Source organism: Nonomuraea sp. NPDC004186 (genome assembly GCF_053603495.1).
Map to the genome: position 1 here is coordinate 106,998 of NZ_JBSGFQ010000013.1, position 25,537 is coordinate 132,534.

General features: G+C 66.8%; 27 protein-coding genes. 13 read left to right on the plus strand and 14 right to left on the minus strand.

All coding sequences use genetic code 11. The features are described from left to right. Nucleotides 1-2 precede the first annotated feature (2 nt). The 10 genes from ACWEPL_RS13670 to ACWEPL_RS13715 are packed head-to-tail and all read right to left on the minus strand — an operon-like array spanning nt 3 to nt 6,852. Nucleotides 3-422 (minus strand): TadE/TadG family type IV pilus assembly protein, encoded by a 420-nt coding sequence (locus ACWEPL_RS13670; protein WP_452436276.1) that lies wholly within the window; start codon nt 420-422, stop codon nt 3-5. Then, nucleotides 419-814: a TadE family protein gene (locus ACWEPL_RS13675; RefSeq protein WP_452436277.1), complete on the minus strand. Its 396-nt coding sequence runs from the start codon at nt 812-814 to the stop codon at nt 419-421. Before ACWEPL_RS13675 ends, ACWEPL_RS13670 begins: the two co-directional genes overlap by 4 nt. A gap of 14 nt (nt 815-828) precedes the next feature. Further along, nucleotides 829-1,035, minus strand: a complete 207-nt coding sequence (locus ACWEPL_RS13680) for a hypothetical protein (protein ID WP_452436278.1) — start codon at nt 1,033-1,035, stop codon at nt 829-831. Nucleotides 1,036-1,047: 12 nt separating this feature from the next. Further along, complete coding sequence (locus ACWEPL_RS13685) at nt 1,048-1,887, minus strand: hypothetical protein (protein WP_452436279.1); 840 nt, start codon at nt 1,885-1,887, stop codon at nt 1,048-1,050. After that, on the minus strand, nt 1,884-2,750 hold the full coding sequence (locus tag ACWEPL_RS13690; RefSeq protein ID WP_452436280.1) for a type II secretion system F family protein: 867 nt from the start codon (nt 2,748-2,750) through the stop codon (nt 1,884-1,886). Before ACWEPL_RS13690 ends, ACWEPL_RS13685 begins: the two co-directional genes overlap by 4 nt. Continuing rightward, nucleotides 2,747-4,108 (minus strand): CpaF family protein, encoded by a 1,362-nt coding sequence (locus ACWEPL_RS13695; protein ID WP_452436282.1) that lies wholly within the window; start codon nt 4,106-4,108, stop codon nt 2,747-2,749. The genes ACWEPL_RS13690 and ACWEPL_RS13695 overlap by 4 nt, the downstream gene beginning before the upstream one ends. Next, a complete protein-coding gene (locus tag ACWEPL_RS13700; protein ID WP_452436283.1) occupies nt 4,105-4,848 on the minus strand; it encodes a hypothetical protein in 744 nt (247 codons plus the stop codon). Before ACWEPL_RS13700 ends, ACWEPL_RS13695 begins: the two co-directional genes overlap by 4 nt. Before the next feature lie 7 nt (nt 4,849-4,855). Beyond that, complete coding sequence (locus ACWEPL_RS13705) at nt 4,856-5,536, minus strand: SAF domain-containing protein (RefSeq protein ID WP_452436284.1); 681 nt, start codon at nt 5,534-5,536, stop codon at nt 4,856-4,858. Beyond that, nucleotides 5,537-6,310 carry a hypothetical protein gene (locus ACWEPL_RS13710; RefSeq protein WP_452436285.1) on the minus strand — a complete coding sequence of 258 codons (774 nt, stop codon included), beginning with the start codon at nt 6,308-6,310 and terminating at the stop codon, nt 5,537-5,539. It abuts the gene before it with no gap. Then, on the minus strand, nt 6,289-6,852 hold the full coding sequence (locus ACWEPL_RS13715) for a hypothetical protein (protein WP_452436286.1): 564 nt from the start codon (nt 6,850-6,852) through the stop codon (nt 6,289-6,291). Before ACWEPL_RS13715 ends, ACWEPL_RS13710 begins: the two co-directional genes overlap by 22 nt. Nucleotides 6,853-6,942: 90 nt before the next feature. On the opposite strand from ACWEPL_RS13715, the gene ACWEPL_RS13720 reads away from it, so the two are divergent. The 3 genes from ACWEPL_RS13720 (at nt 6,943) to ACWEPL_RS13730 (ending at nt 9,549) form a co-directional block, all read left to right on the plus strand. Further along, entirely contained in the window at nt 6,943-8,415 is a 1,473-nt protein-coding gene (locus ACWEPL_RS13720; protein ID WP_452436287.1) for a tetratricopeptide repeat protein, read from the plus strand. Next, nucleotides 8,412-8,774, plus strand: coding sequence for an ASCH domain-containing protein (locus ACWEPL_RS13725; protein WP_452436288.1), 363 nt, complete (start codon nt 8,412-8,414; stop codon nt 8,772-8,774). The genes ACWEPL_RS13720 and ACWEPL_RS13725 overlap by 4 nt, the downstream gene beginning before the upstream one ends. A gap of 301 nt (nt 8,775-9,075) precedes the next feature. Next, nucleotides 9,076-9,549: a hypothetical protein gene (locus ACWEPL_RS13730; protein WP_452436289.1), complete on the plus strand. Its 474-nt coding sequence runs from the start codon at nt 9,076-9,078 to the stop codon at nt 9,547-9,549. 122 nt (nt 9,550-9,671) lie between these two features. Here ACWEPL_RS13730 and ACWEPL_RS13735 read toward each other — a convergent pair whose 3' ends face one another. Next, on the minus strand, nt 9,672-11,585 hold the full coding sequence (locus ACWEPL_RS13735) for an SUMF1/EgtB/PvdO family nonheme iron enzyme (protein ID WP_452436290.1): 1,914 nt from the start codon (nt 11,583-11,585) through the stop codon (nt 9,672-9,674). Nucleotides 11,586-12,339: 754 nt separating this feature from the next. Between ACWEPL_RS13735 and ACWEPL_RS13740 the strand changes: the two genes are divergently transcribed. From ACWEPL_RS13740 to ACWEPL_RS13755, 4 genes are all read left to right on the plus strand, one after another. Beyond that, entirely contained in the window at nt 12,340-15,069 is a 2,730-nt protein-coding gene (locus ACWEPL_RS13740) for a pyridoxamine 5'-phosphate oxidase family protein (RefSeq protein WP_452436291.1), read from the plus strand. Nucleotides 15,070-15,376: 307 nt separating this feature from the next. Continuing rightward, nucleotides 15,377-16,045, plus strand: coding sequence for a wax ester/triacylglycerol synthase domain-containing protein (locus tag ACWEPL_RS13745; RefSeq protein WP_452436292.1), 669 nt, complete (start codon nt 15,377-15,379; stop codon nt 16,043-16,045). Next, a complete protein-coding gene (locus ACWEPL_RS13750; protein ID WP_452436334.1) occupies nt 15,927-16,391 on the plus strand; it encodes a WS/DGAT domain-containing protein in 465 nt (154 codons plus the stop codon). Before ACWEPL_RS13745 ends, ACWEPL_RS13750 begins: the two co-directional genes overlap by 119 nt. 165 nt (nt 16,392-16,556) lie before the next feature. Next, nucleotides 16,557-17,396, plus strand: coding sequence for a universal stress protein (locus ACWEPL_RS13755; RefSeq protein WP_452436293.1), 840 nt, complete (start codon nt 16,557-16,559; stop codon nt 17,394-17,396). A 156-nt stretch (nt 17,397-17,552) separates the two neighbouring features. Here the strand turns inward: ACWEPL_RS13755 and ACWEPL_RS13760 are convergent, their stop codons facing one another. Next, nucleotides 17,553-18,230 carry a helix-turn-helix domain-containing protein gene (locus ACWEPL_RS13760; protein ID WP_452436294.1) on the minus strand — a complete coding sequence of 226 codons (678 nt, stop codon included), beginning with the start codon at nt 18,228-18,230 and terminating at the stop codon, nt 17,553-17,555. 125 nt (nt 18,231-18,355) lie between these two features. Between ACWEPL_RS13760 and ACWEPL_RS13765 the strand changes: the two genes are divergently transcribed. Both ACWEPL_RS13765 and ACWEPL_RS13770 read left to right on the plus strand, forming a co-directional pair. After that, nucleotides 18,356-19,201, plus strand: coding sequence for a universal stress protein (locus tag ACWEPL_RS13765; protein WP_452436295.1), 846 nt, complete (start codon nt 18,356-18,358; stop codon nt 19,199-19,201). A 97-nt stretch (nt 19,202-19,298) separates the two neighbouring features. After that, a complete protein-coding gene (locus tag ACWEPL_RS13770; protein WP_452436296.1) occupies nt 19,299-19,955 on the plus strand; it encodes a CBS domain-containing protein in 657 nt (218 codons plus the stop codon). Here ACWEPL_RS13770 and ACWEPL_RS13775 read toward each other — a convergent pair. Next, nucleotides 19,933-20,601 carry a response regulator transcription factor gene (locus ACWEPL_RS13775; protein WP_452436297.1) on the minus strand — a complete coding sequence of 223 codons (669 nt, stop codon included), beginning with the start codon at nt 20,599-20,601 and terminating at the stop codon, nt 19,933-19,935. The genes ACWEPL_RS13770 and ACWEPL_RS13775 overlap by 23 nt on opposite strands. Nucleotides 20,602-20,788: 187 nt before the next feature. Here ACWEPL_RS13775 and ACWEPL_RS13780 point away from each other — a divergent pair, with 187 nt between their 5' ends. Further along, nucleotides 20,789-22,459: a GAF domain-containing protein gene (locus tag ACWEPL_RS13780; RefSeq protein WP_452436335.1), complete on the plus strand. Its 1,671-nt coding sequence runs from the start codon at nt 20,789-20,791 to the stop codon at nt 22,457-22,459. A 57-nt stretch (nt 22,460-22,516) separates the two neighbouring features. Here ACWEPL_RS13780 and ACWEPL_RS13785 read toward each other — a convergent pair whose 3' ends face one another. Continuing rightward, nucleotides 22,517-23,197, minus strand: a complete 681-nt coding sequence (locus tag ACWEPL_RS13785; RefSeq protein ID WP_452436298.1) for a CBS domain-containing protein — start codon at nt 23,195-23,197, stop codon at nt 22,517-22,519. A gap of 249 nt (nt 23,198-23,446) precedes the next feature. On the opposite strand from ACWEPL_RS13785, the gene ACWEPL_RS13790 reads away from it, so the two are divergent. From ACWEPL_RS13790 to ACWEPL_RS13800, 3 genes are all read left to right on the plus strand, one after another. Beyond that, complete coding sequence (locus ACWEPL_RS13790) at nt 23,447-23,734, plus strand: hypothetical protein (protein WP_452436300.1); 288 nt, start codon at nt 23,447-23,449, stop codon at nt 23,732-23,734. Nucleotides 23,735-23,944: 210 nt separating this feature from the next. Next, complete coding sequence (locus ACWEPL_RS13795; RefSeq protein ID WP_452436301.1) at nt 23,945-24,469, plus strand: hypothetical protein; 525 nt, start codon at nt 23,945-23,947, stop codon at nt 24,467-24,469. A gap of 292 nt (nt 24,470-24,761) precedes the next feature. Further along, nucleotides 24,762-25,535, plus strand: a complete 774-nt coding sequence (locus tag ACWEPL_RS13800; RefSeq protein WP_452436336.1) for an STAS domain-containing protein — start codon at nt 24,762-24,764, stop codon at nt 25,533-25,535. The last annotated feature ends 2 nt before the right edge of the window (nt 25,536-25,537 follow it).

Consider the following 25,537-nt stretch of genomic DNA (forward strand, 5'->3'; position numbering starts at 1 on the left):
CCTCACCTGCCTCTTCCGCGGTAGGGGTCCAATGGGCTTATGGAGGTGGCGTGCCGCTTGAGCTTTCCCGGTAGCCCGGGAAAGGCGAGATCCGCCAGAGGCACGGTGCACGAAACCGTCGCTGATACATCGGCCGGGATGCCGACAGGGCGGCTGAAGCCTTTCGTGTTCACCTTCACCGTGACCGCCGTGCAATTGACGCCTTGACTTATCAGGGATGCGCGGGCGCTGGCTGCGGCGTTGGTACTCGCCGCGGTGGCTGTACGAGCAATGGAAGCCTGGCGGGCGGCATCGCGAGCTGCGGCCTCGACGGCGGCTCCGGCCACCGTGATCCTGCCGACGGCAACACCGAACAGGATGAGCAGCACGATGGCCGTGATGGCGAGGATGGCTTCGACGGTAACGCTGCCCTGCTCGTTCATGTCGTCCGCCGAGGAGTGGTGAAGCGCTCGACGGGTCCGGCGGCTTCCTCGCTGATCTCGATCGAGGGCAGGAAGGGCACCAGGGACAGGGATCGCCCACGTACGGTGATCCGGACAGTGGTAGAGGTGCCGGTGCTGGCCGCGCTGATCGAGGTCAGGAAGCCGCTGGCGGTCCGCTCGGCGTACCGCTTGGCCACGCTGGCACCCGAGCTGTGGGAGGCGCCGTACGCCCGTGCCGCACGGACGCCTTGCTGCGCTGCGGAGAGTGCAACCGACTGGGCGAAGAACAGCAGGCACACCTGCATGCACGCGAGGATGGCGAGCATGACGACGGGCAGGGCGATCACTGCCTCGGCAGTGACGCTGCCACGATCGGCGCGAGAGATGTGCACCTAATCACCTGCACCTAGAGGTTGATCGTGTTCGCCTTATCGATGATCTTGGCGGTCACGATGCCCATGACGGTGATCGCGACCAGGACCAGCGCGGCGATGATGATCATGGCTTCGGCCGACATGGCACCCTTCTCAGGGTCCTTACGGGCACGGTCGAGGCGGTCCAAGAAGAGGGCTTTCCAGTAGGTGGCAGCCTCGTTCGGAAGGAACTTGAGCATGGTCGCTTCCTTTCAGCTCATGATGCGGTAGATGGCGGGGAAACAGACGAGCACCAGGAAGCCGAAGATCGACACACCGATCGCGATGGGCATTTCACCCGAACGGCTGTTGGCTTGGGCGCGGGCGTCGGCCAACGCGGCGGTACGCATGGACTGGGCCTTGGCGAGCAGCGTGCACATCACTCGGGTTCCTTCGGAGCCGGCGTCTTCAGCGATGTCGGCCAGCTCGGTCAGCTGGGATATGCCGACTCGTTCGCCGAGCGTGGCCAGGCCACGCCAGGGCTGTTCGCCGGAGCGCTTGGCCTGCTGAAGTACCTGGGCGATCTGGCCGAACACCCATCCGGTGCAGATATCCACAGGGGCTTGCAGAGCCTGGGGAGGACCTGCGCCCGCTGCACGTTCCAGCGCGACCATGTCGAGGTACGTTGCCAGAGCAGCACGGAACTCGCGGCGGCGTTCTTGAGCCTGGCGGCGGGCGCTGACGCCGGGGATCAGGGCGAACAGTACGGCGAGTACCACACTGGCACCTGCCGGGATGGCCCAAGGCAGAGGGAGTCCCGCAAGCGCGCACAGCAGGCTGAGCGGCACCGGGAACAGCAGCCCGATCAGCAGGAAGCTGACGCGTTGAATAGTGAAGCGGTCCGCGCTTATGCCCAGCAGCGCCAGGTCGTTGCGCGGGATCGGCAATTGAGCCAACCGTCGTCTGAGCCAGTCGCCGCGCGCCGGGTCAGGGCGTCCATCGAGGCGGGCGAGTGCGGCCCGTAGCCGAGGCGGGCCGGGCATCAGCTCGTGCATCACGATCAGCAGGCCGAGGGTGATCAGCGCTCCGGAGCCCATGGCCAGCACGCTCATGGCTTCCTTCCTGTGCCGTTGAGGAAGCGATGGCCGGAGGTGACGGTCCCGAGCCGGTGCAGCCAGGCCAGCGTGGCAGCGTAGAACAGCATCACGACGGCCAGGACGACCTGACCGAGCGGCGTGCCGTAAGGGGCGACGTACGACTTCTGGAAGATGGCCAGAGCGCTGAAGAGAGCGAGGATGGCGATGATCCACCGCACGGTGGTGCGGTGTTCGGCGCGGGCGGCCTCTACCTCCCTGCGGTCGGAGACGTCCTTGGCCACCAGTTCGGCGAGTTGCTGGAGTACTGAGCTGGCGCCCTTGCCACGGCGGCGGGCGACCAGAATGAGTGCGGCGGCAATACGGTCCCCGATGGGGTCGTCCAGTTCGTCGGCGAACAGACGTAGCGCTTCCTCGGTCGGCGTCCGACTGACACGGAGGCGGCGGGCCAGTGCCGCGACCGGAGCGCCGATGACCGGTGGCACGTTGCGGGCTGCACTGTGCTCGAGGGCTTGTTCCAAGGCCCGGCCGGCGACGAGCAGGTCCGCCAGCCGGCGGGTCCACAGCTCCAGGGCTTCCAGCCTGCGGATGCGCTCGGCAGCGGGACGGCCGGTCATCACCTTCGGCAGTGCGAACACCGCTGCCCCCGTCGCGACCGCAGCAACCGGCCAGCGGGTGAACACGTACACCGCGGCGGACACGCCGAGAGACAAGATGATCAGCCGGTAGTGGGCACGCGACGTCTCCCTCACGCCTGCCCAGCGCGAGGGAGGACGTACGGGTTGATCGTCAGAGGGGGCACGCAGAGCGACGATGATGCTCAGCGCGCCACCCAAGATCATGGTGGTGCTGACCCCGCCCAGCAGCGCAGCGGTGTTCATCGTGTCCCCCATCGCGCGGCGAGCGGATCGAGCAGAGCCGGATCGAAGCCGACAGCTCTGAGCTGGGGTAGGCACTGCGGGGTTATGTCGGGGACGGCGCGGCCGCCTGGGCCGGTGGGCCGGTAGACGTGGTTCCGGCTGGGCAGCTCGCTGTCGGCCGGAGGCAGGACCTCCAGGACCTCGGAGACGAATCGGGTGTTGGTCGTCGGATCCAGGCGCAGGTGGACGACGAGGTCGATGGTTTCTCCGGTGTTGAGGTGGATGACCGCCGGAGGGGTCTGAGCGCCGACGCCGCGCGTCCACAGCATGACGATCCGGTTGAAGATCTCCTCGGTGCCGTCGGCGTGGATGGTGCACATGGAGCCGGGATGGCCGGTGTTCATGGCCTCGAACATCGGCACGACCTCATCCGCGCGCACCTCACCCACGATGATCCGCTTGATGTTCTTGCGTAGCGAGTGCGGGATCAGGTCATTCAGCCCAATGGCTCCGGCGCCCTCGGAGTTGGCCTGGCGTGCCTGGAAGGCGATCACGTTCTGATGGCGATGGGGGAGCCGGTCGAGGAAGAGCTCGTAGTCCGACTCCAGCGTGGCCAGCCGCTCGGCCGGGTCGACGACTGAGGCCAACGCGCGCAGTAGCGTCGTCTTGCCCGCTGCGGTGCCGCCGGTGATGACGATGTTCAACCGGGCCAGGACGGCGGCGCGCAGGAACGCGTGCAGGCTCCGGTTGATGGTGCCGAGCCGCAGGAGGTCATCCAAAGTGACGTCGACGAGACGATGGCAGCGGATGCTGGCGCACGGGCGGCGGGTGACCGACATGGTGGCGCTGAGCCGTACCCCCACGCCGTCGTCGCCGTCGCCTGGCCGCAGCGCGGTGTTGAGCAGCGGGCTGGCGGCGGAGAACTCGCGTGGGCTGTAGCTCTTGTGCAGAGCCCACATCTGGATCATCTTGATCAAGTCGTCGTCGTTGCCGGCGACGGCGGGCCCGCGCTTGCAGGTTCCGTTGTGGTAGGTGATCCACACCTGGTCGCATCCGTTGAGGTCGATGCTCTCGACTCGAGGATCTTCCAGGTATGGCGTCAGAACCCCCAGCTCGAAGCGCTCATCGATCACGGCGTCGACGAGACGGCGTTGCATGGCGAAGCTGACCGGACTACCCGCGGCGACCTGGCCCTGCGCCCAGCGCTGGACCCTCGCCTGGATGACCTGCCGCGCCTCTTCCCGGTCCTCGGTGTCCTTGAGGTCGTCCGAGACCGCAGCCGTGATAGCAAGTACAGCGTCGCGAAACTCCCGGCCGTTGTCCTGCGGCTGCATCTGAGGGGCGACGGTTGCCGCGGTCGGCGGCCATGAGCTGGTCATAGGGCCACCACGTCCTTGGCCCTCATGACGGAGCCGAGTTGTCGAGTGCTGCGTATCAGCGCGGATCGGTGAAACGCCTTCTTGGCGCGGTTGCCATCAGAGAGCACGGCGGCAGACTTCGGGTCGTGGGGTATCCACGCCAGAACGGGCAGGTCGAACAGCGCTTTGCTGACCTCTTTGAATGTGTACGGGCCGCTGCCGACCACGCACAGTCCGACCGCTACATCGCTCCCGACCTGACGCCCCAGCGCATCCAGACGAGGGCGAGCCTGGGAGACGTGTCGCAGCGTCGGGTGCACCAGCATGACCACTCGATCACACGCCGCGATCAGGCTCATCGGGGTGTCGTATCGGCCGACCTGCCCCACGTCGACCACCACGTCCGCCGTACCCTGTGCTGCTTTGAGAACCTCTGCGATGGTGTCCCACGCGCCGTCGAGCTGCACCAGATGCCGAGGATCCCGGAGACCGGGAAGCAGCAGCCAGTTCCGCGCGTCCTGATCGAGCGCAATGACGTACCGCCACAAGATTGCCGGGTCGGGGTCATGCGCGGCCGCGAGCGCCAGCTCCAGCAAGCCACCCTCGTGGTTCTCCATGCTCCCCGCCAGGAATCCGCGCAGGACATCGCCACCCTGGGGATCGCACTCCGCCAGCAGCGCCCGCCCTTCCCACGCGTATGTGAGGGCCAGGGCGGTCGTGGTGACGCCGGGGGATCCGCCGGGGCTCATCAGCGCGTACATTGCCAATTCACGGCCTCCTCGGGTTGAGCGCCAAGGCGACCTGCCCGTCGGCGGCCAGCGCGGCCAGTCTGGGACCGTCGCTCCTGCTCACCAGGACGTCGATCACCATGAGCCCGTCGTTGTCCGGCCCCTTGGCCTGGTCCACCACGGCCTCGATGCCGGCGGACGTCTGCTTGACGGCAGGCACGGCCTGGCCCTCTGGCCGCAGTACGACGAGGAGCCGATCGCCCGGATGCAGCCCACGAGCCGGAAGGCGGCTCGGCTTGACCGCGATCGGAATGAGTTGCTGATCTCCTTGCGGCGTCACCTGGTCGGTGACCATGCGGGGCTGTACGAGCATGCCGCGCATCAAATCGGCGGCCGCTCGCATGCCGATCACCCGCCGCAGATCCTCACCTCGGACCGTCGCGACGGTCTGGTCCGCACCCACCGTGGCGGTGGTCACGTCATCGGCGGTTATCGGTTGTCCCAGTGCCACGTCGCGCGTCACCACCAAGACCGACTCACGATGGCTCATCTGGTTCACCGTGTGAAAAGCCAGCGCCGCCCCGCCGGCAACCACGAGCGCGCCCAACACCAATGCGCTGCGGCTACGTTGACGGGGCTGTCGCAGCAACTTGGGCACCTGAGCCGGCGGCACCTCACCGTTGACCTGGTGTGGTGCGTCGGGCTGAGCCTTGCGAGCCATTCACGAACCCTTTCCGACAAGCGCCGGGGCTTCCCCGACCCGCAGCGGGAACGTCGCAGAAGTGGTGATCGGCGCGAGAGTCCCCCCGGTGCCGCCCGATCCTGTCCATCTGGCCGCCCAGGCCATCGACACCGTCACCTGGTATCGCGATCCAGGAAGTCCCGCACTGGACTGCGTGAACACGTGGGTGCAGTCGATGTTCTGGTCATCCGGGGACTTCGCCTGGTTGTACGGCACGCCAGGTCCCGAGCAAGTGAAGGTCGCCTGGCCCGCCCCTGGCCGGATGGTCAGCTTGGCCGGTGTCGCGGTGACCTCGGCCCAAACGGGTCCAGCGGTGGCCTTCTTGCTGATCGCGTGCCATTGGCCGGGCTCGGCCCAGAAGAACTGCCGCAGGCCCACGTACCCGTTCCTGCTCCGGGGTGGAGCGGTGACGATCTTGGGAGCCGGTGGTGTGAGCAGTCGTAGTGCCTGCCGCATGAGCATCTCAGGGATAACCGCAGGAGCACCCGGATCTCCGGGCGTGACGGCGTTGAAGATGTTCTGCTGGCCGGCAGGCCCTTCGGTGCACTGAACATAGCTGATCTGCCCTGGCCCGGCGATGCTGTGGCAATCACTGAAGGTGCTGCCCCCGCCAGCGCTGGCACCTTTGGCGGAGCCTCCCGGTCCGGCTTCCCGATGGATGCCATAGGTGACCCAGTCCCCGCCCATACGGGTCGCCCCGTTGTCTCCTGTCGGCGGTCCGGCCAGCAGGATCAGCGTGACGGCGACTTGCATGTCGTCCCTTTCATGCTCAGCCCTGTCAGTCGCCACCGCCCGTCCTCGGAACGTTCCAAAGCCGCTGTGACAGTCGTCGTGGTCTTGGTATCCGCGGTCTCGGGGATCAGCTTGTGCGTACGGCGATCAGCCATGGCGGCCCCGGACATGTCCAAGCAATCGGTGACTTCGGCGTACTTGCCGCCAACGCGCACCTCCTTGATACGGGGGACGGCTTGGCCGTACGGCTCCCGCCCTTGCTTGACCATGTCCCGGACGCCGTCGACGAGGTGGTCCAGATAGCCGCCCTTCACATACGGCTTCAGCAGTTCCCGTGCCTTCTCGGGTGACGATCTGCCGGCCTCGGCAAGGACTGACCAGTAGGCCGAGTACGTCTCCACGATCACGTCATGCGGCCCGGTCGGGGACGGCTTGGGAGTCGGCGCAGCGGTCGTGGCGCGTGGCGGCAATATCGACGGAGTCGCCGCTTGGCACCCTGCAATCGCGATCGGCGCGAGCAGGAGCGCCACGGCGCGACCACGAATCACCACAACCATTCGCATCTTGACTCCAAGCAATTACTCGAACGCGAAGAGTAGCGTATGGTTGAGCAAAGCCGTGATCAAGGCTCCGGGCAGCACATTCTCTGGAACATGACCAACTTTCGCTCTACGGAGGAAGGACTGGAGCGGATTCGCTCCACATTGGCTGTCCTGCGGCCGAATCGATGGTCATTGTTCCGAAATGAGCCCTGTGCGGCAGTCGGTGGAGGACGACAATCAAAGACGGCGAGGGCACGCAAGGTGATGACCATGGACTGGCCGGCACGCATCCGGGATGAGCGTCAGGCGCGTGACTGGGACGTGCACAGCACCGCCCGGCGCCTACGGGAGGCCGCCGGAGACGAGTCCCTCCCCGATCACGATTCGCTCGTCCGTGCCATCCGCCGCTGGGAGTCCGGCAAGGTCGCCACGATGACCGAGCGCTACCGGCTGCTGTACGGCCGCATCTTCTCCCGTGATGTGAGAATGCTGTTCGGCCCCCGTGAGAACAATCAGGAAGAAGACACTTCGCGGGAAGAGGCAGAACCCACGAACCGACGTGACGCACTCAAACTGGGCCTGGCCGCCACGCTCGGTCAGGTGCTGGGTGAGGCTGCCGACGAGGCGTTGGAGTTCACCCGCCGTGCGAACACCTCCGCCGTCGGCCGCGGCACCCTGGACCACCTCCACACCGCGGTCTGTGACATCGCAGGTAGCTACTTGCGGCGTTCCCCGGCGGCCCTGTTCCCTGTGGCCCGCCTGTATCGACGCAGGGTGGACCAGCTCATCGCGGGCCCCCACACCCTCAAGGAGCAGCGGGAGCTGTTCGTTTACGCCGGGTGGTTGTCGGAGATCCTCGCTTGGCTCGCCCACGACCTGGGCGACCCCATGACCGGCGAGGCGTACGCCATTGACTGCTTCGAGCATGCCGACCAGGCGGGACATGACGAGCTGTGCGCCTGGGCGGCCGACGCGATGGCCTCCATCGCCCTGCACGCCGATCAACCGTCACGCGCCGTCTCGGCCGCGCTGCGCGGCCTCGACCGCGTGCCCACCGGTCACCCGCTGGCGGTACGGCTGCACGCCCAGGCATCCCGCGGCCATGCCCGGCTCGGCAACCGCGACGACTTCCAAGACAGCTACCAACAGGCCAACGACCTGTGGAACGCCCTGCCGGCCCGCACTCCGACCCGGCCGGACGGCATCGACACCGGGCCTCTGGCCGCCTACGCGATGACCACCTACACCGCTTCGTCCTACCTCTGGCTCGGCGATTACGAACAGGCACGTCACCATGCCGAGCGTGCAGTCCGGGCCCACGAGGCGACACCGGCCGGCCAGCGCTCGCTCAGCCGCGAAGCGATCGCCCGCCTGGACCTGGGCATCGCGCTGGCACACCTCGGCGCTCTCGACGAGGCGGTCGCGCACGGGGTGCGTGCACTGGGGTCACCTCGGATGGTCACTTCGGTACACGCGCGGGCGGCTGACCTGGATACCGTCCTTGTCGCGAAGTATCCCGGAACCGGCCAGGCCGCGGAGTTTCGGGCGGCTCTGGTCGCCACGCGGGTAGGAACGACACCATGAGCGAGCCTGACGCCGCCCCCGCCCGGCGCGAACTCCGTATCCGTAAGCCGTACTTCGATTTGATCGCCTCAGGGGTCAAAACCGTGGAGGTGCGGGTCGCGTACGCCAGGATGCACAAGATCCAGCCCGGCCAGGACCTCGACTTCGTCTGCGGTGAAGAGCGGTTGCCGGCGCAGGTCGTCCGGGTGGCACGGTACACCTCCTTCGAGGAGATGCTGGAGAACGAGGACCCGATTGCAATCGGCGGCGACCTCGGCAAGAACCCTCAGGAACTGCTCGCGGTCATCCGGAGCATCTACCCACCGGAGAAGGAACGCCTTGGCGTCCTCGCCATTGGCGTGCAGAGGTCCGTCCTTTAACCCCGCAGATCGGCATGATCAAGCTGTTCTGCATTCGTGGAGAGCGCTTGACGGACAGTCCTGCCTGGGAACTTCTCTGTCCCTGTGAGGACAAGGGCAGGTCGGGGTCGTGTCCGTGAGTGTCCGGCATTGCCATCCTGCCGTCCGGGAGCAGGGCCGCTTTGCTAGACGAGATGCTTTCACCATTGCGCGAACCCACACCCTGTCTCGTTTCCACTTCGAGCGAAGAATCGATAACTCCGCGTAGCGGAGCCTGTCTCATTGCCGTCATTCGAGCCGCCGGAAACGGGCGGTGAGCAGCATGTACTCGGAGATCGGCAAGCGGGTGACGATCGCAGACGCGTTCCACAGTCATTGGCAAACCCGCGCTTACAAGGATCAGCTCGTCGGACGCGAGGGCGTGATCGTCGCAGTGCTGCGCGATGGGAACGTCGCTTTGGTGGAGCTGGACGAGGATGGGCTGCCCTTCCCCGCAGGCGTGCGCCGATGGTCCTTCCGCTGGGATGACCTCCACGTAGAGAGTGCGGCGACCGCGCCCGATCGACCTGCCATCAAGTACAGGGCAGGCTTCACCTGGAAGAGGCGGCAGGCCGTCCAGCACGCAGTGCCATCAGGGAAAGAGATTGCCCTGTGCGGGCAGACCGCTCGTCCGCTGCCGATCTGCGGTTGGTCACTGACTTTCTCGTTGACCGTGGACCGGGCATGCCCGATCTGCGTCCAAATGGCGGAAGCGGCTGGTCAGCGCGATGATGCGAGAGACGTCCTAGTCTCTTAAGGAGGTCCGCTCGGTGACAGCCGCACGGTGGTGACCTTGTACTGCAGGCACGACGTGACCCTGTCCGCGAGGCCGGAGGTGAGGGTTGGCACCGGACAGGCAGCCGGCGGGCGGCAACGCGATCATCGCGCTGGAGCGCTGGCCCCAGTGGTGTTCGTGGCCAGTTCGGCGCCGAGCTGCTTCACGATGGCGCGCGCGGCGGATTTGCGCAGATTGGTGTGGACTGGGTCGTATCTGATCAATCGGATGCCCACGTTCCGCCGAGAGCTCGAATGCGGGATCAGCGGTCTGAAGTGGGTGGAGTACGACCACTTCGGCGAGCTGCTGAAGCAGCCGCCCGCCAGCCGGAAGTCACCGAGGCGGGTGCCGTTCACCCGCCACTCCACGAGCTCGTGGACGTTGCCGCAGCAGTCGTGGACGTCGTGGCGGGACGCCCCGGGCGGCCGGCTACCGACGGGTTCGACCTGGTAGTCGGTGCGCCTGCCGCCGTAATAGAGGTTCGCCCGGTCGGGTGTGGGCCGTTCCGGTCCCCACGGGTAGTGCTTGTCCAGCGCCGCGCACCCGGCGAGGGCCAGCCATTCCGCCGGCGTGGGGACGGCCCACACCCACGGCGAGCCCGGGTCCAGCTCGACACAGCCCATGATCAGCTCGTGCAGGAATGTGCGCAGTTCGGCCTCGGTGCTCCGGCTCCCGGTGCGGGGGAGATCGATGATGTACGGCTCCTTGAGGGCGGGTAGGCGGAGGGACCGATTTGGGAGGACGGTGGCGGCTTCCGCGTTCTTGAGGGGGAAGCACATCGCCTCGAATTCGTAGGGGCACACGCCGTCGATCTTCGGAATCGGGACGATTTCGGTCTGGAACGCGGTTGGTGCCGGGGCGAGGCGATGGGACGCCAGGGACTTCGCCTTCCTCACCGCCACCCGCATGTCCCAGGCCGTCTTGGCGGGAAGGCCTTGCTCGTGGGCTTCCACAGCGTGGCGGATGGCGGACCAGAGGGACAGGTCATGGGGGACGACCTGCTGTAGCCAGCGCATGAACGTGTGGAATCGGTCGGCGTGCGTCCCCGCCCATTGGGCGAAGTGATCGAAGATGTTCTCGACCGGCCACGCGGAGGCCTCCGCATCGTGCTCACGCAGGAACTCCTCGAAGAGCACCTCCCAGGTTCGCCGAACCAGTTCCAGGTTCGACGATGGGTCCATCAGGATCTGTCCAGTCTGCTTGACGAGCCACTGAAGGTCGCCGGGGCGTGCCCGGTAGAGGGTCATGTCCGCGGCCAGCACCGCCCAGAAGTCGGTGGCGGAACGTACTGGTATGGAGAGTCCGCGGAAGGCGGTCACCAGCTCGGCGGTTATCCCGGATTCCGTCAGGTAGCCCAGGGCCGACGGCAGAGCGGACAGGCCCTTGTCTGACCGGACGGGACCCAGGCCGCGAAGGATGAGCTCGGAGGGGCCGAGGCTCTTCTGTGGCTCCTTCTCCGTGTCCTTGGCGTGGGTTCTGGTGCGCGGCTGGTCGAATTCGATCACCCATGTGTCAAGCTTGATGCGCAGGTCCGCGGCTTGGGTGCGATGAATCCCCGGCGTGCTGCCGACTCCATTACGGAAACCTCGGGAAGGTGCTTCGGGTTTGGGGGCGAGAACTTCGGTGGTGGGCAGTTCGGGGAGAACTGTCGAGTCCGCGGTGGCCTCGTCCTGCATGGATGTCGGCGAGAGCATCGCAACGGAGGTGCCGGATCTGGCGATCCGCTTGGCTCGGGCCACGTTCTCCCATGCATGCATCCACTGGGCGATGTAGTCGGGCGGCACGCCGCAGCCTACGACGAACGCATGGAAATGGCGCTTGCTCGGCACCACGGCACCGCTAGCGATCTTGTGCGTGTGCGATTTGGACATCTCGTACCTGACGTGGCTGTGGATCTCCCTGACCGACCTTCCCGAGACGGTGTAAAGCTCGACCTGGAGGCGCTTCAACGCGTCCTCGGAGGTCACGGCCGCGGGATCGAAGTCCAGTTCGGTCTGCAATTTGTCGCTGTCGTCCACGCGGTTTCCTGTCCACGATCGTCCACGGGAATCCACAGACTAGACAAAAACGCCCACATGCGCGTCAGTGTCGTCCAAACCACTTCCAGGCCGGCGGTGGCCGCGGCTTCTCTGGAGGCGTCACTTCAACGACAAGGAGGCGATATGACCGAGCAAGGCCCGGACGCGGCACGCTACTGGCGGATTCGGATCGTTCTGGAGGTCCTCAAGACGGGGTTCTGGCTGCTGTTTTACGCAGCGCTCTGGAACGGCTGAGAGCGGATTTGGGGAGCAAGGTCACGCGGGCGGCAACCTAGTTGACGAAAAATACGTGGTAAACAGCCACGTGGAGCGATGGCCTACCTGCCCCTTTGACAGCCTCACATGGCGCACCGCCGAGCGCCTGGCCTTACGGGCGCGGCGCGGTGTCAGAGGCTGTCCGAATAGGGTTTCACGGTCGCCGATCTCGGCGAGGCCCAGGTCAAGAAGGCTGTCATCGACCATCACGACGCGTCGTGATGGTCGATGCGCCACAGCAAGCTCGGCAGCCGCCAGTTTCGCCAAGGTGTGCCGCCACCATCAGGCGCAGAGCTGCCGCAGGCCTCCTGGCCTGGGCATCAACCCGCCATCCCGCTGGAGCCTGCCTACCTGGGCATATAAGCGGAGTTCTACGCTTCAGCGGCAGTGCGTTGGGCCTGGCCGGGGAGGGCTGGTCAGGGCTCATGTGGGTAGCGGCCTGGATGCGAGCGGCTTTGACCTCGCCTGTGGGGTGGTGATGAACGCCTGGACGCTCGTATACGACGGTCTCGATCTTAGCCGAGAGGGGCTGAGAGAGGCGCTGTGCACGCTCGGCAATGGCAGGTTCGCCACCCGGGGCGCCACCCCGGATGGTGAGTCGCGCACGCCGGGCACGTACGTGGCGGGCTGCTACGACCGCCTCGACTCCGAGGTCGCCGGACGCACGGTGACGAACGAGGACATCGTCAACCTGCCCGACTGGCTGCCGCTGACGTTCGCCACGCCAGGATCGGAGTGGTTCCGGCCCGAGCGGGCCATGCTGCTGGCCTACCGACACGAGCTCGATCTGTGGCACGGTGTGCTGGTGCGCGACCTGCGCTGGCGCGACGGCGAGGACCGGGTCACGCGAGTGCGGCAGCGCCGCGTCGTGTCGATGGCGGACCCGTACCTGGCGGCCCTGGAGACCACGTTCACCGCCGAGAACTGGTCGGGACCGATGCGCGTGCGCGCCACCCTGGACGGCCGGGTGGCGAACCAGGGCGTGGCCCGCTACCAAGACCTGCGCGGCGACCACCTCACCGGGCACGCCACCGGCTCCGAGAACGACGTGGCCTGGCTGACGGCGAGCACCCGGAGCTCACACATCACCGTGGGACTAGCCGCCAGGATCGACGCGGATGTACCTGGCGCGCAAGTATGTCCAGGCCTCGACCACGTCTCCTCCGAACATGTGCTCAACCTGGCTCGAGGCGATCCCACTACGCTCACCAAGATCGTGACGTTGACAACCTCGCGCGACCCTGCCAGCCACGATCCTCTCTCGTCGGCGCTCAGTCGTGTATGCCACGCGCCATGCTTCGAGGAGCTTCTGGCCCGTCACGCGGCAGCGTGGGAGTGGTTGTGGGGGTGCGCCCGGCTCGACGTGAGCAGCGCAAGAGTGTCGCAAGCCGTCCGCCTGCACATTTTCCACTTGCTCCAGACGCTCTCCCCGCACACCGCCGACCTCGACGTGGGCGTGCCCGCCCGCGGCCTGCACGGGGAGGCGTACCGGGGGCACGTGTTCTGGGACGAGCTGTTCGTGCAGCCGTGGCTGAGCCTGCGCTTCCCCGAGGTCTCCCTCGGCCTGCTGCGCTACCGCTGGCGGCGGCTGCCGGAGGCCAGGGCCGCGGCCAGGGCGGCCGGGCACGAGGGCGCCATGTTCCCGTGGCAGAGCGGCAGCGACGGCCGGGAGGAGACCCCGGCCCTGCACCTCAACCCGCTCTCCGGGCGCTGGCTGCCCGACCGCTCGCGCCTGCAGCGGCACGTCGGCCTGGCCATCGCCTACAACGTGTGGCAGCACTTCCTGGCCACCGGCTCCATGCCGGCCTGGTGCGCGGAGCTGCTGATCGACATCGCCAGGTTCTTCGCCTCGCTGGCCGTGCCGTACGGCGATCGCTACGAGATCCGCGGCGTCATGGGGCCCGACGAATACCACGACGCCTACCCCGGCGCAGATGTGCCAGGGCTGGCCAACAACGCCTACACCAACGTCATGACCGCGTGGCTGCTTATGCGCGCCCGCGACACCGCCGCGCTGGCACCGGACCTGAGGCCCACGGCGGACGAACTGGCTCGCTGGGACGACGTCAGCCGACGCCTGCGGGTGGACTTCCACGACGGCGTGATCAGCCAGTTCACCGGCTACGGGGACCTGCTGGAGCTCGACTGGGAGCGCTACCGCGGCGTGCGGCGCCTGGACCGGGCGCTGGAGGCCGACGGCGACGACGTCAACCGCTACAAGGCCTCCAAACAGGCCGACACCCTCATGCTCTGCTACCTCCTGACCGGCGACGAGCTGACCGGCCTCCTGGAACGGCTCAGCTACCCGGTCGGACGCGGGCTGATCTCCCGTACCGTCTCCTACTACCTGGCCCGCACCAGCCACGGCTCGACGCTCAGCGCGGTCGTGCACGCCTGGGTGCTGGCCCGCTTCAACCGGGCGCAGTCCTGGAGATTCTTCACCGAGGCCCTCTACAGCGACATCAAGGACGTCCAGGGCGGCACCACCGCTGAAGGCATCCACCTGGGCGCCATGGGGGGCACCTTGGACCTCCTGCAACGCTGCTACCTGGGCCTGGAGCTGCGGCCGGACGGGCTGCGGCTGGATCCGCTGCTGCCCGGCCGGCTCGGGGTACTGTCCATGCCGATCCGCTACCACGGGCGCCAGATCTTCATCGACGCCGACCACCACGAGGCACGCGTGAACGGCACCGTGCGCCGTACCTACACGCGAGGAGACACGATCATGACTGGCACCGGAGATCTCGGACGCGGCGACCAGGACCGTCCGCCCGCGCAGGGTCCCGCGATGGCCAACCCGACGATGGAGGCGCTGGACCCGGAGGAGTGCCTGCGGCTGATCTCGCCGGGCGGGATCGGGCGGGTGGCGTTCAGCGGCTCGCGCGGGCCCACCGTGCTGCCCGTCAACTACAAGCTGCACCACGGCGTGATCGTCTTCCGCACCGCGTCCGGCGGCCCGATGGATCAGGACCTGCGTTCGGGGCTGGAAGGGGTGGACATCAAGATCGCGTTCGAGGTCGACAAGATCGACGAGGCCAACCGCGAAGGGTGGAGCGTCCTGGTGCAGGGGCCCGCCCATCACCTGACGGCGGAGGAGGTTGAGGAGGTGGCCGACGCGGGCGTCACGCCCTGGGCGGGCGGCGAACGCCGCCTCTACATCCGCATCGTCCCCCATCAGATTGCGGGCCGCCACATCCACGGCATGTAGCCACTGACCTGAACGGGGCGCGCCCGCCTAACGCTGGGCGGAGAGCCAGGTCCTTGGCCATGCCCGCTGGGGACTTATGGCCCTGGGGTCGTCAATGGCGCTCAAGGTGGGATGAGGAGAAGAGAGGAGACCGACGTCACACTGCTGGCTGTCAGCTGGCACAGGCGCGGGGGCATCTGTTCGCCTTAGCCAGCTAAGGATTTCCCGTCATATTGTGCCGTGGGGCGTGGTGCGGGAGTGAAAGATCTGCCGCCTGGCTGCGAGCCATCAGCTGCAACAGAGAGTCCGGCCGGCCTGAGGTGGAAACATGCGGCAGCTCAGCGCGTTGGACGCGCAATTCCTCAACTTCGAGACCACCACCAACGTCGCGAACGTCGGCGGACTGGCCGTGCTTTACAAGGACCTGTCCAGGGAGAAGGTCCAGCACAGGCTGGCGGAGCGGATGGCCGGGGTTCCGCAGCTACGGCAGCGCCTGGTCCGCGTGCCTCTCGGCCTGGACCACCCGTACTGGGCTGACGACAGTGAGGTGGACCTGAACTATCACGTCCAGGAGCTCACGCTGCCCCCTCCTGGTGACGATGTGCAGCTGGGCAAGCAGGTGGCCCGCCTGCACGAGGGTCGGCTGGACCGAACTCGCCCCTTGTGGGAGATGTGCCTGATCCACGGCCTGGCTGGCGGCCGCTGCGGTATCTATACCAAGGTCCACCACGCCGCCGTCGACGGGCTGACAGGGGCGGAGGTGCTTGCCGCGCTGATGGATGGCCCATGCGGCCCTGCCGGAGATCCCTTTGGTCGCAGGCGTGCCGTTTTCCGTGCGCAGCCAGGAGGGCATGAACGAGGGCAACCAGGTCACCATGATGATTACACAATTGCCCACGCACGTGGACGACCCCTGCCGACGGCTCGAACTCGTGAGCGAGGCGATGCGGCAGATCAAGGAACGGTTCGCGCTGACGCCCGCATGCTTGCTGCGTGACCTGAGCGAGAGCCTGCCCGCCGCCCTGAACGGCCTGGCCGACCGCGCTGCGCTTGATCTTCTGGGGCGTACGGTGCCGCCTGTCAACGTGGTCGTATCCAACATTCCGGGCCCGCAGTTCCCGCTACGGATCGCCGGAGTCAGGCTGCTGGCGCACTACCCGGTGTCCGTGGTCACCGACGTGAGCGGCGCCGTGAACGTCACGGCCTTCTCCTACAACGGGCGCCTCGACGTCGGGTTCACCGCCTGCGCGGAACTGGTTCCCGACGTCTGGACCTTTCCCGGCTACCTGCGCGAGGCCCTGTACGAGCTCAGTCCAAGTCCGAGGAGGGCAGGGCGGGCCTGAGTCACCGATAGGCATGGCTCGACGGGGTCGACGCCGCACCCGATCGGCGAGCCGACGTGTCTGAGGACCAAGGTCACCCCCATCCGGGACTTCGTGCCCGGGTGTGGTGAGTTCCGCTGTCGCGAAGGTGGAGTGGAGAAACCTGACACGTGAAGGTGAGGCGTGATGGCAAGTCACATTGTGGTCGGTGTGGACGGGTCCGCACCCGCGACCGCGGCGGTGGAGTGGGCCGCCGCCGACGCGCAGCGCCGAGGTCTGGCTGTGCGGATCGTGCACGTGTGCGAGCAGTGGCCGCACAGCGAGAGCACCGAGTACTGCGCCGGTGCGCTGGAGGCCGCCGCTGGACGAGCCCGTGAGCTCGCCAGGAGCATGCAGGTCACGACGGAGATGCTCAAGGGCAATGTGATCGATGATCTGATCGCGGAGTCGAGGTCGGCGGACAGCCTGGTGGTGGGCAGCAGAGGGCTCGGCGGGTTCGCCGGGATGGTGCTCGGCTCGGTCAGCATGGGCGTGGCCGGGCACGCCGCCGGACCGGTCGTCGTCGTCCGCGCCCGCAGCACGCTGCCGCATGACAGGGTCGTGGTGGGCTACGACGGCTCCGGGCACTCGGAGGCGGCCATGGCTTATGCCATCGAGCAGACCAGGGCTCGAGGGGCGCAGCTGCATGTGGTGTCCGCGTGGCAAGTGCCGGCGTTCTCTTCGTACGCGGTCACGTACAGCAGTCTGCTCGAGGACATGGTGCGGGAAGAGACGCGCACGGCGCGAGAGCGGGTGACCCCCTGGCGCGAGGACAATCCCGATCTTGTCATCACCGACGAGCAGCCGTGCGAGCACCCGGTCAAAGCGCTGACGGATGCGGCCCGGACAGCCGATCTAGTCGTGGTGGGCTCACATGGGATCAGTGGGTTCGCCTCGGCGGTGCTGGGTTCGGTCAGCCACGGCGTGCTGCACCATGTGACCTGCCCAGTCGCGGTGGTACGGCCGCGCACGAAGGAGGAACCATAGCCGTCGAATCGCTTGCCGCCGAACAAGCGATGAGCGATGTCCTGATGGTGGTCAGGCCGGACGAGTCGCCGTTGATCGCCTGGGGCCGGGTACGCCGCACTGACGCTCGGCGTTTCCGGGCCACTGAAAGGCCGCTGAGGTGATCATCGGATCCCCTCAAAGACCGTGGATGCGGCGGCCCGTGATCTGGTGCGGGACGATGCGGATGTAGAGCTGACGCTCGCCGCCCGCCCATGAGGTGACATCGGCCTGGGTAGCCTTCTCCACCTCGTCCTCAGGCACGTGGTGGGCGGGGCCCTGGATGAGGACACTCCAGCCCTCCCTCTGGGCTTCGTCGATCCGGTCGATCTGGAAGCCGATCTTGATCTCCACCCCTTGCAGGCCGGTGCGCAGGTTCTGGTCCATGGGGCCGCCGTTGGTGGTGCGGAAGACGATGGCGCCGTCGTGGAGCTTGTAGTTCACGGGCAGCACCGTGGGCCCGTCCGGGCTGTTGAACGCCACTCGGCCGATGCCACCCGGGGCGACCAGTCGCAGGCACTCCTCGGGTTCGAGGACCTCCAGGACCGCGTCGGCCGAGCCAGATCCGGGGCCGGGCGGGCGATCGCGCCCACCGCCCAGCAGGTCCTCGATCGTCGTTTCAAGGGCGATGGCCAGGCGGGTCACCGTACCCGTGTCAGGAGTGCCCAGATGGCCTTCGAGGTGCTGGATGTATTCGGCGGACATGTCCGCCCGGTCGGCCACCTGCTCGGGAGTGAGGCCGAGCCGGTGACGGTGATAGCTGATGCGACGTCCGAAGTCTCCGGCGCCTGCCATGAGCGTGTCCTCCCTGGTCATGTCCAGGAAGCTACCCAGCAGCCCGTTCGGCGGACAGGGTCCTTCGGCCCTTACGGGACCAACCTCCGGCCCTGCTGTGGACAGGCGCAAGAGGGTCAGATGGAGAATGACGAAGGAGGCGCGTCATGATCATCGTAGGAGTGGACGGCTCCGTGAACTCGCGCGCCGCGCTGGAGTGGGCGGCCGACGATGCGTTCCGCATGCGGGAACCGCTGCGGATCGTTCATGCCGTGGACCGCTCGCCGTACCAGATCCGCAAATTCCCCCATGACACTTTCATGGATGTGCTGCAGCGCGAGGGGCAGAGGATCCTGCGTGAGGCGGAGGAACTCGTGCGCGAGCGCCAGCCCACCGTAGAGGTCACGACCGATGACATCGAGGGCGCGCCCGCCGAGGTCCTGCGCGAGCAGGCCAAGGACGCCACCGAGATCGTGGTCGGAAGCCAAGGGCTGGGCGGGTTCGCCCGCGCGCTGCTGGGCTCCGTCAGCCTGCACGTGGCCGGCCACGTGCTCTGTCCCGTCGTGGTCGTGCGCGGCGAGCAGCGGCTGGTGTACCGGGAGGTCGTGGCCGGGGTCGACGACTCACGGCAGTGCGAGCCCGCGCTCGCCTACGCCTTCGAGCAGGCGAAGCTGCGCGGGAGCACACTGCGGGTGGTCCACGCCTGGCAACTGCCGGTGCACGCCTTCGCACCAGAGCTCAGCAGCTACGACATGGACGCGGTCCGTACGGCGCAGCATCAAATCGTCCGCGACCGGGTGAAGCTCTTCAGCGAGGACTACCCAGAGGTGAAGCTGGTCGAAGATGTGCACTGCGCGCATCCGGTCAACGCGCTCATCGACGCGTCCCAGCAGGCGGACCTGCTGGTAGTGGGCTCGCACGGGCGCGGAGCCGTGGGCTCGATGCTGCTCGGCTCGGTCAGCCGGGCTGTCCTGTCCCACGCGCACTGCCCGGTGGCGGTGGTCCGCGCCTAGTAAACACAGGTCAGGACCTTGGTAACCCGGCATCGAGGACGTTCGCCACTGCTGAAAGAGGCCGCGCCAGCGGATTGTGAAAGGGGAGGTGGATGTCATGCCACTCGAAGTCAAGGACATCATGGGGCGCGTGGCTATCGCCGTGCTGAAGGAGGCCTCCTTCGCCGAGATCGTGGACGCCATGGAGCGGTTCGCCGTAGGCGCGGTGACCGTGATCGATGCTGACAGACGGCCCGTGGGGGTGGTCTCCGAAGACGATCTGCTACTGAAGGAGGCCGACACGGTCAGGCACAGTGTGTCGAGCTTCGAATCTCGCCAGCAGCAGCAGGAGCACCAGAAGGCTGCGGGCGTGACAGCTGCTCAGCTCATGACCTCCCCGGCGATCACCGTCACGCCGACCACCTCCGTGCGGGACGCGGCCCGCTTGATGCATGCCAAGCACGTCAAGCAACTGCCCGTGATCGACATAAAGTCTGGACGCATCATCGGCACCCTGCACCAGCATGATGTGCTGCGTGTCTTCATCCGCCCGGTCGAGGAACTGGCAGCGGACATCAGAGCCGTCCTGCCGAATCCCGCGGCCTTCACCATCGACATCCACCAGGGCGTGGTGACGATTAGCGGCATGGTCGAGTGGAAATCACAGGCCCTCGTATTGGCGGAGCAGATTCGGTTGATCGAGGGAGTCGTGGACGTGAGATCCGAGGTGGCCTTCGACAAGGACGACCTCCTCATCGTCCCTTCCGGGATGTAGAAGGCCTTTCGCGACGGTCGTCTTGCAACCGCGCCGCCAGCGCCGCCGCCTGGGTGCGGCGCTGCAGGCTGAGCTTGGCCAGCAGGTTGGACACGTAGTTCTTGACCGTCTTCTCCGCCAGGAACAACCGCTCGCCGATCTGGCGGTTGGTCAATCCTTCGCCGATCAGGTCGAGGATGTGCCGCTCCTGCTCGGACAGTGCCGCAAGGGGGTCCTTGCGGGCGGCCTGGTCGCGCAGGCGCTGCAGCATGGCGGCGGTGGTCTGAGGGTCGAGCAGCGACTGCCCGGAGGCGACGGTGCGGACCGCGCCGACCAGGTCGGAGCCGTGGATCTGCTTGAGCACGTAGCCGGAGGCTCCGGCCATCACCGCGTCGAACAGCGCGTCGTCATCGGCGAACGACGTCAACATCAGGCACGCCAGCCCCGGCACCCTCGAACGCATCTCCCGGCACACGTCCACCCCGCTGCCGTCCGGCAACCGCACGTCCAGCACCGCCACGTCGGGCTTCAGCGTCGGGATGCGGGCGACCGCGGACTCGGCCGTGCCGGCTTCCCCGATGACCTCGATGTCGTCTTCGGACTCCAGAAGCGCGGCCACACCTCGCCGGACGACCTCGTGATCGTCGACGAGGAACACACGAATCATGCATTCGACGCTATCCGACCGCCAGCAAGACCGAAAGGAAGGAAGTCCCAACGCCTACAGTGTTGCCCTCCGACTTCTGGACCACCGGAGGTCCGCTAGGAGGCGCGCCTTCGCGGGTGCCGGATATGGGTGCCGTGGGTTATCCGGTGCAACACTGATAGACGTGGATGGCGAGCGTCCTACGGTGATGCCGCACATGCCGCTCGACGAGCTGCTGACCGAGCTGCAGGTACGGCTCAACGCCGTGCTGGCCACCCGGGATCGGGTGCACCTACTGCTCGAGGCCGTGGTGTTGGTGGGCAGCGAGCTCGATCTGGAGAGCGTGCTGCGACGCATCGTGGAGACCGCGACCAAGCTGGTGGACGCCAGCTACGGCGCGCTGGGCGTGATCGGCCACGAAAACACCCTCATCCAGTTCATCCCGGTCGGGCTGACCGAGGAGGAGATCGCCAGGATCGAGCACTGGCCGCACGGCCTGGGCCTGCTCGGCCTGCTGATCAAGAACGCGCGGCCGCTCAGACTGGGCCGCATCGCTGACCATCCGGAGTCGTACGGCTTCCCGGCTGGCCATCCGCCGATGGGCACCTTCCTCGGCGTCCCGATCCGGGTGCGTGACGAAGTTTTCGGAAATCTTTACCTGACCGAGAAGCGTGGCGGCGGCGAGTTCGATGAGGAGGATGAGGCCATCGTCGTGGCGCTGGCCACCGCGGCCGGCGTCGCCGTGGACAACGCCCGCCTGTACGAGGTGTCACGGCGGCGGGAGACCTGGCTGCAGGCGTCGTCCACGGTGACCACCCGCCTGCTGTCCGGCGCCGACCCGCGTCAAGCGCTGAGCCTGGTCGCGGCCTGCGCCCGCCAGATGACCGACGCCGACCTGATCGAGGTGCTCATACCTGAGCCGACGAGGCAGTCGCTGATCGTGGAGTTCGCAGACGGCGAGGGTGCGCAGGAGCTGCTGGGCGCCGTCTATGTGGTGTCGGAGACGCTCGCGGGCGACGTGTTCACCCAGGGCGAGTCGATGTCCGATGCGGACATGCAGAGTGGCCCCCGCCCTGGCTCGCCGCTGCGGCGGCTGGGTTACGGGCCGGTGCTGATGGTGCCGCTCGGTGGCGCGCCGGACGTGCGCGGGGTGCTGGTGCTGGCCAAGCGGAGCGGGCGGTTGCCGTTCACCGGGGGTGACGAGCAGGTGCTGCAGGCGTTCGCCGGTCAGGCGGCGATCGCGCTGGAGCTGGCCGAGGCGCGCAGGGACGCCGAGCGGCTCGGCCTGCTGGAGGACCGCGATCGCATCGCCAAGGATCTGCATGATGTGGTCATCCAGCGGCTGTTCGCCACCGCGATGACGTTGATGAGCACGATCCGGCTGGTGGAGCGGCCGGAGGCAGCCAAGCGGGTGCAGCATGCGATCGACGAGCTGGACAGGACGATCCGGCAGATCCGCTCGTCCATCTTCGCGCTGCAGGGCTCCGGCGACGCGGCCGCGCCCAGCCTGCGGACGCAGATCGTGGAGCTGGTGGAGGGCGCCGCGGGCCATCTGGGTTTCATGCCGGGCCTGCGCATGGAAGGGCAGATCGACGCGCTGGTGCCCGAGCCGGTCGCCGATCATCTGCTGGCCGTGTTGCGCGAGGCCCTGTCCAACGTGGTCCGCCACTCCCGCTCCACCCGCGCCGACGTCCTCGTCGAGGTCACGGACTCCGAGCTCGTTCTGGTGGTCACGGACAACGGCATCGGCCTGGCGGAGACGGGACGCCGTAGCGGCCTGCGCAACATCGAGGAACGCGCCGTCCAGCTGGGCGGCACCGCGGAGCTGCAGGCGCCCGAGGAGAGAGGAACGCGGCTGCGCTGGCGGATCCCACTGTGAGGTCGAAGCCTCCAAGGTTGTGCGACGACGTGATGCGGCTGGCCTGGCTCAGTGCTGTTAAAGGTCGTCCTCGTCCCACAGCATTTCGTCGCGCACGTCCACGACGCCGTTGACTCGGATTGCGGAGTGGGCGATGAGCACGGCATCGGAGCGGGTACGCGTACGCCCCCGGAGGGTGACGATGCCGTCTTCGACCTTGGCCTGGACACGGGACGTGTCGACCCAGGCGAAGTGGTCGAGGTCATTCTGGATCTCGTCTGAGAGGTCCTTGTCCGTACGGACGAGCACCTCGAGCAGGTCATGGCGGCTGAGGACGCCGACCAGGCGGCTATGACCGTCGACGACGGGCAGGAACATGACGCCGTTCTCGTCCATCAGCCGAATAGCATCCACCACGGTCTGCTGCGGCCGGATGGTGATGGCGGGCGTGGTCATGAGGTCGGCCACCGTGCTCGCATACCTCTTGTCCATGATCCGGCCGCCGCTCGGCGATAGGCGCCATCGCAAGCGGGCCCGGATTGGCGGCTGGTAGCCCTCGCGGGTGCACTGCTCCTTGAACTCCTCCTTGGGCAGCAGATCGGCCTCGGACACGATTCCGACCACGCGCTTGTCATCGTCGAGTACAGGCAGCGCACCCACTCGGCGGCGGATCAGTGTCTCGGCGACGTCCTTGAAGGATGTGCCAGGGGTGACATATGTGACATCTTTGGACATGACGTCATGCACTCTGATCTGCATCGATAGCTCCTTGAACTCTCTTCCATGACAGTCCCGGATTTCCGGCCGTGAAAGTGCCGTTGGTCCTTGAAACGCGAGGTCGAACGATCGGCATGTATGTCCGCTCTGCGGACGATCGGTCCCGTCTGGGGCAGGTCGAAAGTCCCAGGGAGGCAGCTGACCAGGCGGAAGGCTCCAGGTGTCGAGCGGCTCTGGGCGCCCTTTCACCGGCCGCCAGCGCGCTCCTGCAGGAGGGGCGTCGATGTCGCGGTGATCCTCAACGCGCTGCGCGGTCCGCGCCCGGCAAGGGGAATCTCTTGCACGTCGACGCTCACCAACGCCTTGCTGCACCGCTTCGACCGCGAGCACGTCGCGCCCTACGCCAGCGGGCTGCTTGGCGACGCCGAGGTGACCGTGACCATGAACAGGGCATATGCCGAGACCACCAGGCTCGCGACCCGGCTTGGCCGCCATGTCGAGTTCGCCGCGGAGGACGGGCTAAAGCCGGAGCAGATTGACGACCTGCGGGCTGCCCTTACGGGCTCCATGGCGTGCTGACCTTGCACTTCGCGCAAGAAGAGGAAGCCTACTTCTCACTGGCCGGCCGGGCCGAGTGAGGAACGTACCGGACGACGCGTGGAGTGTCGCCTGGCTTTGGCGGGACAAAGGTCCCGGCACCGCAGGCCGTACGGCACTGCCGGGAAGAGGACACAGGCGGTGTGCTTGGTGCGTGCAAAGGACGACGAATCCCCGCTGAAAGGTGCCGCCATGGCCACCACCGTCAAAAAGTCCATCGTGGATAACGGCGACGCCACCGCACGCCGCCCGGTCAACTACATCTGGGCCATTGCCCGGATCTCGATCGGCTGGATCTTCCTGTGGGCGTTCCTGGACAAGACCTTCGGCTGGGGCTTCGCCACCCCGGCCAACCGCGCCTGGATCTCCGGCGGCAGCCCGACGGCCGGGTTCCTCAAGGGCACCGGCGAGAACGCGCTCGGCGGCATATTCTCCAGCCTGGCCGGCCAGGCGTGGGTGGACTGGCTGTTCATGGCCGGCCTGCTGGGCATCGGCCTGGCGCTGATCCTGGGCGTCGGCACCAGGATTGCTGCGGTCACCGGCAGTCTGATGCTGGTCCTCATGTGGGCGGCCGAGCTGCCCCTGGCCAACAATCCCTTCATGGACGAGCACATCGTGTACGCCGTCGTCCTGGTCGGCCTCGCCCTCGCCAACGCCGGTGCCACCCTTGGACTCGGCAACCTTCCCATCGTCCGGCGCAACCCTTACCTCAGGTAGTCGGCAAGCCCACGCCCACCCTTTCGCAAGGGTGGGCGCAGACCTCGTACATCCAGCAACCCGTGGATGCCGGACAGCCGCTCGTCCGAGTCGGGACTGCAAGGACGATGGACGGCGGCTTTGTATCGCACACCCGCGCCAGGGCGGGCCGGATCCCTGCTTGATGAAGGGGCAGTCAGCCAGTCCCTGGTCGTTTGGATGCCATCATCGGGACCTTCGGCCCTGTGGGCTCTCCTGTGCGAAATGTCAGCATTCTTGTAGTTCAATCTCGATACCGGGGGCTCTCATGAGAATGGAGCGAGGAAAACGGGGCGGTAACCTGGCGCCCAATATTCGGTCTTTGCCGCAATCGTGCAGGCCGCTTCGTGTGACCACGCAGGCGTCTGACGGCGTGACCGTGATGGAGATCGCGGGTGAGTTGGACTTGGCGACTGCCGAGCCGCTCAGCACGCTGGTCAACGCCGTGGTAGCGGACGCATGTTCGCAACTTGTGCTTGATCTGTCCGGCATCAGCTTTTGCGATATGTCGGGCCTAAGGGCGCTGCGTATCTGTGGCGAGACGGCTCACGCTTCGGGGGTGGCGCTCGAGCTGATCGGTCTGCCCGATCGAGTGCTACGTCTGCTAACCATCAGCGGGCTCATGCCGGTGTTCGCGCCGGTCATATCTGCGGAGAGCCGATCCACTGACAGAGGATTATCAATCAGTTCGCGCGCCCCAGTTGACGAGGTTCGGCGAGTTCACCTAGCTCCTTCGTCCGCGACACAACCAGACCCCTCAGGCTCAGGCAGTGGGATCCACATCGTTCCCTGCCTTGGGGGCTCTGCGCGGATCGAGCCGGTGCCCTCGAAGTGGTGGCAGTCTTTGGTCGCTCTTTTGGTGAATCCAGGAAATGGGACCAGAGTTCGGAGTAGCCGCACCGGCAATACCACAGATTGCAACACATCAATACGGTATGTAATCGAGGCGGATGGCGTTATGTGCGAGCCGATGATCGTTGCTGCGCTGTTGATAGTGGATCGGATTGCCCTGCGAGACTGCCAGGGTCTGTCCAAAGCCCACTCTTGATG

Bases quoted from the DNA above. Each gene is read 5' to 3' on its own strand.
- ACWEPL_RS13670 (WP_452436276.1), bottom strand. From the start codon at position 422: ATGAACGAGCAGGGCAGCGTTACCGTCGAAGCCATCCTCGCCATCACG.
- ACWEPL_RS13680 (WP_452436278.1), bottom strand. From the start codon at position 1,035: ATGCTCAAGTTCCTTCCGAACGAGGCTGCCACCTACTGGAAAGCCCTC.
- ACWEPL_RS13685 (WP_452436279.1), bottom strand. From the start codon at position 1,887: ATGAGCGTGCTGGCCATGGGCTCCGGAGCGCTGATCACCCTCGGCCTG.
- ACWEPL_RS13690 (WP_452436280.1), bottom strand. From the start codon at position 2,750: ATGAACACCGCTGCGCTGCTGGGCGGGGTCAGCACCACCATGATCTTG.
- ACWEPL_RS13695 (WP_452436282.1), bottom strand. From the start codon at position 4,108: ATGACCAGCTCATGGCCGCCGACCGCGGCAACCGTCGCCCCTCAGATG.
- ACWEPL_RS13700 (WP_452436283.1), bottom strand. From the start codon at position 4,848: ATGTACGCGCTGATGAGCCCCGGCGGATCCCCCGGCGTCACCACGACC.
- ACWEPL_RS13705 (WP_452436284.1), bottom strand. From the start codon at position 5,536: ATGGCTCGCAAGGCTCAGCCCGACGCACCACACCAGGTCAACGGTGAG.
- ACWEPL_RS13710 (WP_452436285.1), bottom strand. From the start codon at position 6,310: ATGCAAGTCGCCGTCACGCTGATCCTGCTGGCCGGACCGCCGACAGGA.
- ACWEPL_RS13715 (WP_452436286.1), bottom strand. From the start codon at position 6,852: ATGCGAATGGTTGTGGTGATTCGTGGTCGCGCCGTGGCGCTCCTGCTC.
- ACWEPL_RS13720 (WP_452436287.1), top strand. From the start codon at position 6,943: ATGACCAACTTTCGCTCTACGGAGGAAGGACTGGAGCGGATTCGCTCC.
- ACWEPL_RS13725 (WP_452436288.1), top strand. From the start codon at position 8,412: ATGAGCGAGCCTGACGCCGCCCCCGCCCGGCGCGAACTCCGTATCCGT.
- ACWEPL_RS13730 (WP_452436289.1), top strand. From the start codon at position 9,076: ATGTACTCGGAGATCGGCAAGCGGGTGACGATCGCAGACGCGTTCCAC.
- ACWEPL_RS13740 (WP_452436291.1), top strand. From the start codon at position 12,340: ATGAACGCCTGGACGCTCGTATACGACGGTCTCGATCTTAGCCGAGAG.
- ACWEPL_RS13745 (WP_452436292.1), top strand. From the start codon at position 15,377: ATGCGGCAGCTCAGCGCGTTGGACGCGCAATTCCTCAACTTCGAGACC.
- ACWEPL_RS13750 (WP_452436334.1), top strand. From the start codon at position 15,927: ATGATTACACAATTGCCCACGCACGTGGACGACCCCTGCCGACGGCTC.
- ACWEPL_RS13755 (WP_452436293.1), top strand. From the start codon at position 16,557: ATGGCAAGTCACATTGTGGTCGGTGTGGACGGGTCCGCACCCGCGACC.
- ACWEPL_RS13760 (WP_452436294.1), bottom strand. From the start codon at position 18,230: ATGACCAGGGAGGACACGCTCATGGCAGGCGCCGGAGACTTCGGACGT.
- ACWEPL_RS13765 (WP_452436295.1), top strand. From the start codon at position 18,356: ATGATCATCGTAGGAGTGGACGGCTCCGTGAACTCGCGCGCCGCGCTG.
- ACWEPL_RS13770 (WP_452436296.1), top strand. From the start codon at position 19,299: ATGCCACTCGAAGTCAAGGACATCATGGGGCGCGTGGCTATCGCCGTG.
- ACWEPL_RS13775 (WP_452436297.1), bottom strand. From the start codon at position 20,601: ATGATTCGTGTGTTCCTCGTCGACGATCACGAGGTCGTCCGGCGAGGT.
- ACWEPL_RS13780 (WP_452436335.1), top strand. From the start codon at position 20,789: ATGCCGCACATGCCGCTCGACGAGCTGCTGACCGAGCTGCAGGTACGG.
- ACWEPL_RS13785 (WP_452436298.1), bottom strand. From the start codon at position 23,197: ATGCAGATCAGAGTGCATGACGTCATGTCCAAAGATGTCACATATGTC.
- ACWEPL_RS13795 (WP_452436301.1), top strand. From the start codon at position 23,945: ATGGCCACCACCGTCAAAAAGTCCATCGTGGATAACGGCGACGCCACC.
- ACWEPL_RS13800 (WP_452436336.1), top strand. From the start codon at position 24,762: ATGGAGCGAGGAAAACGGGGCGGTAACCTGGCGCCCAATATTCGGTCT.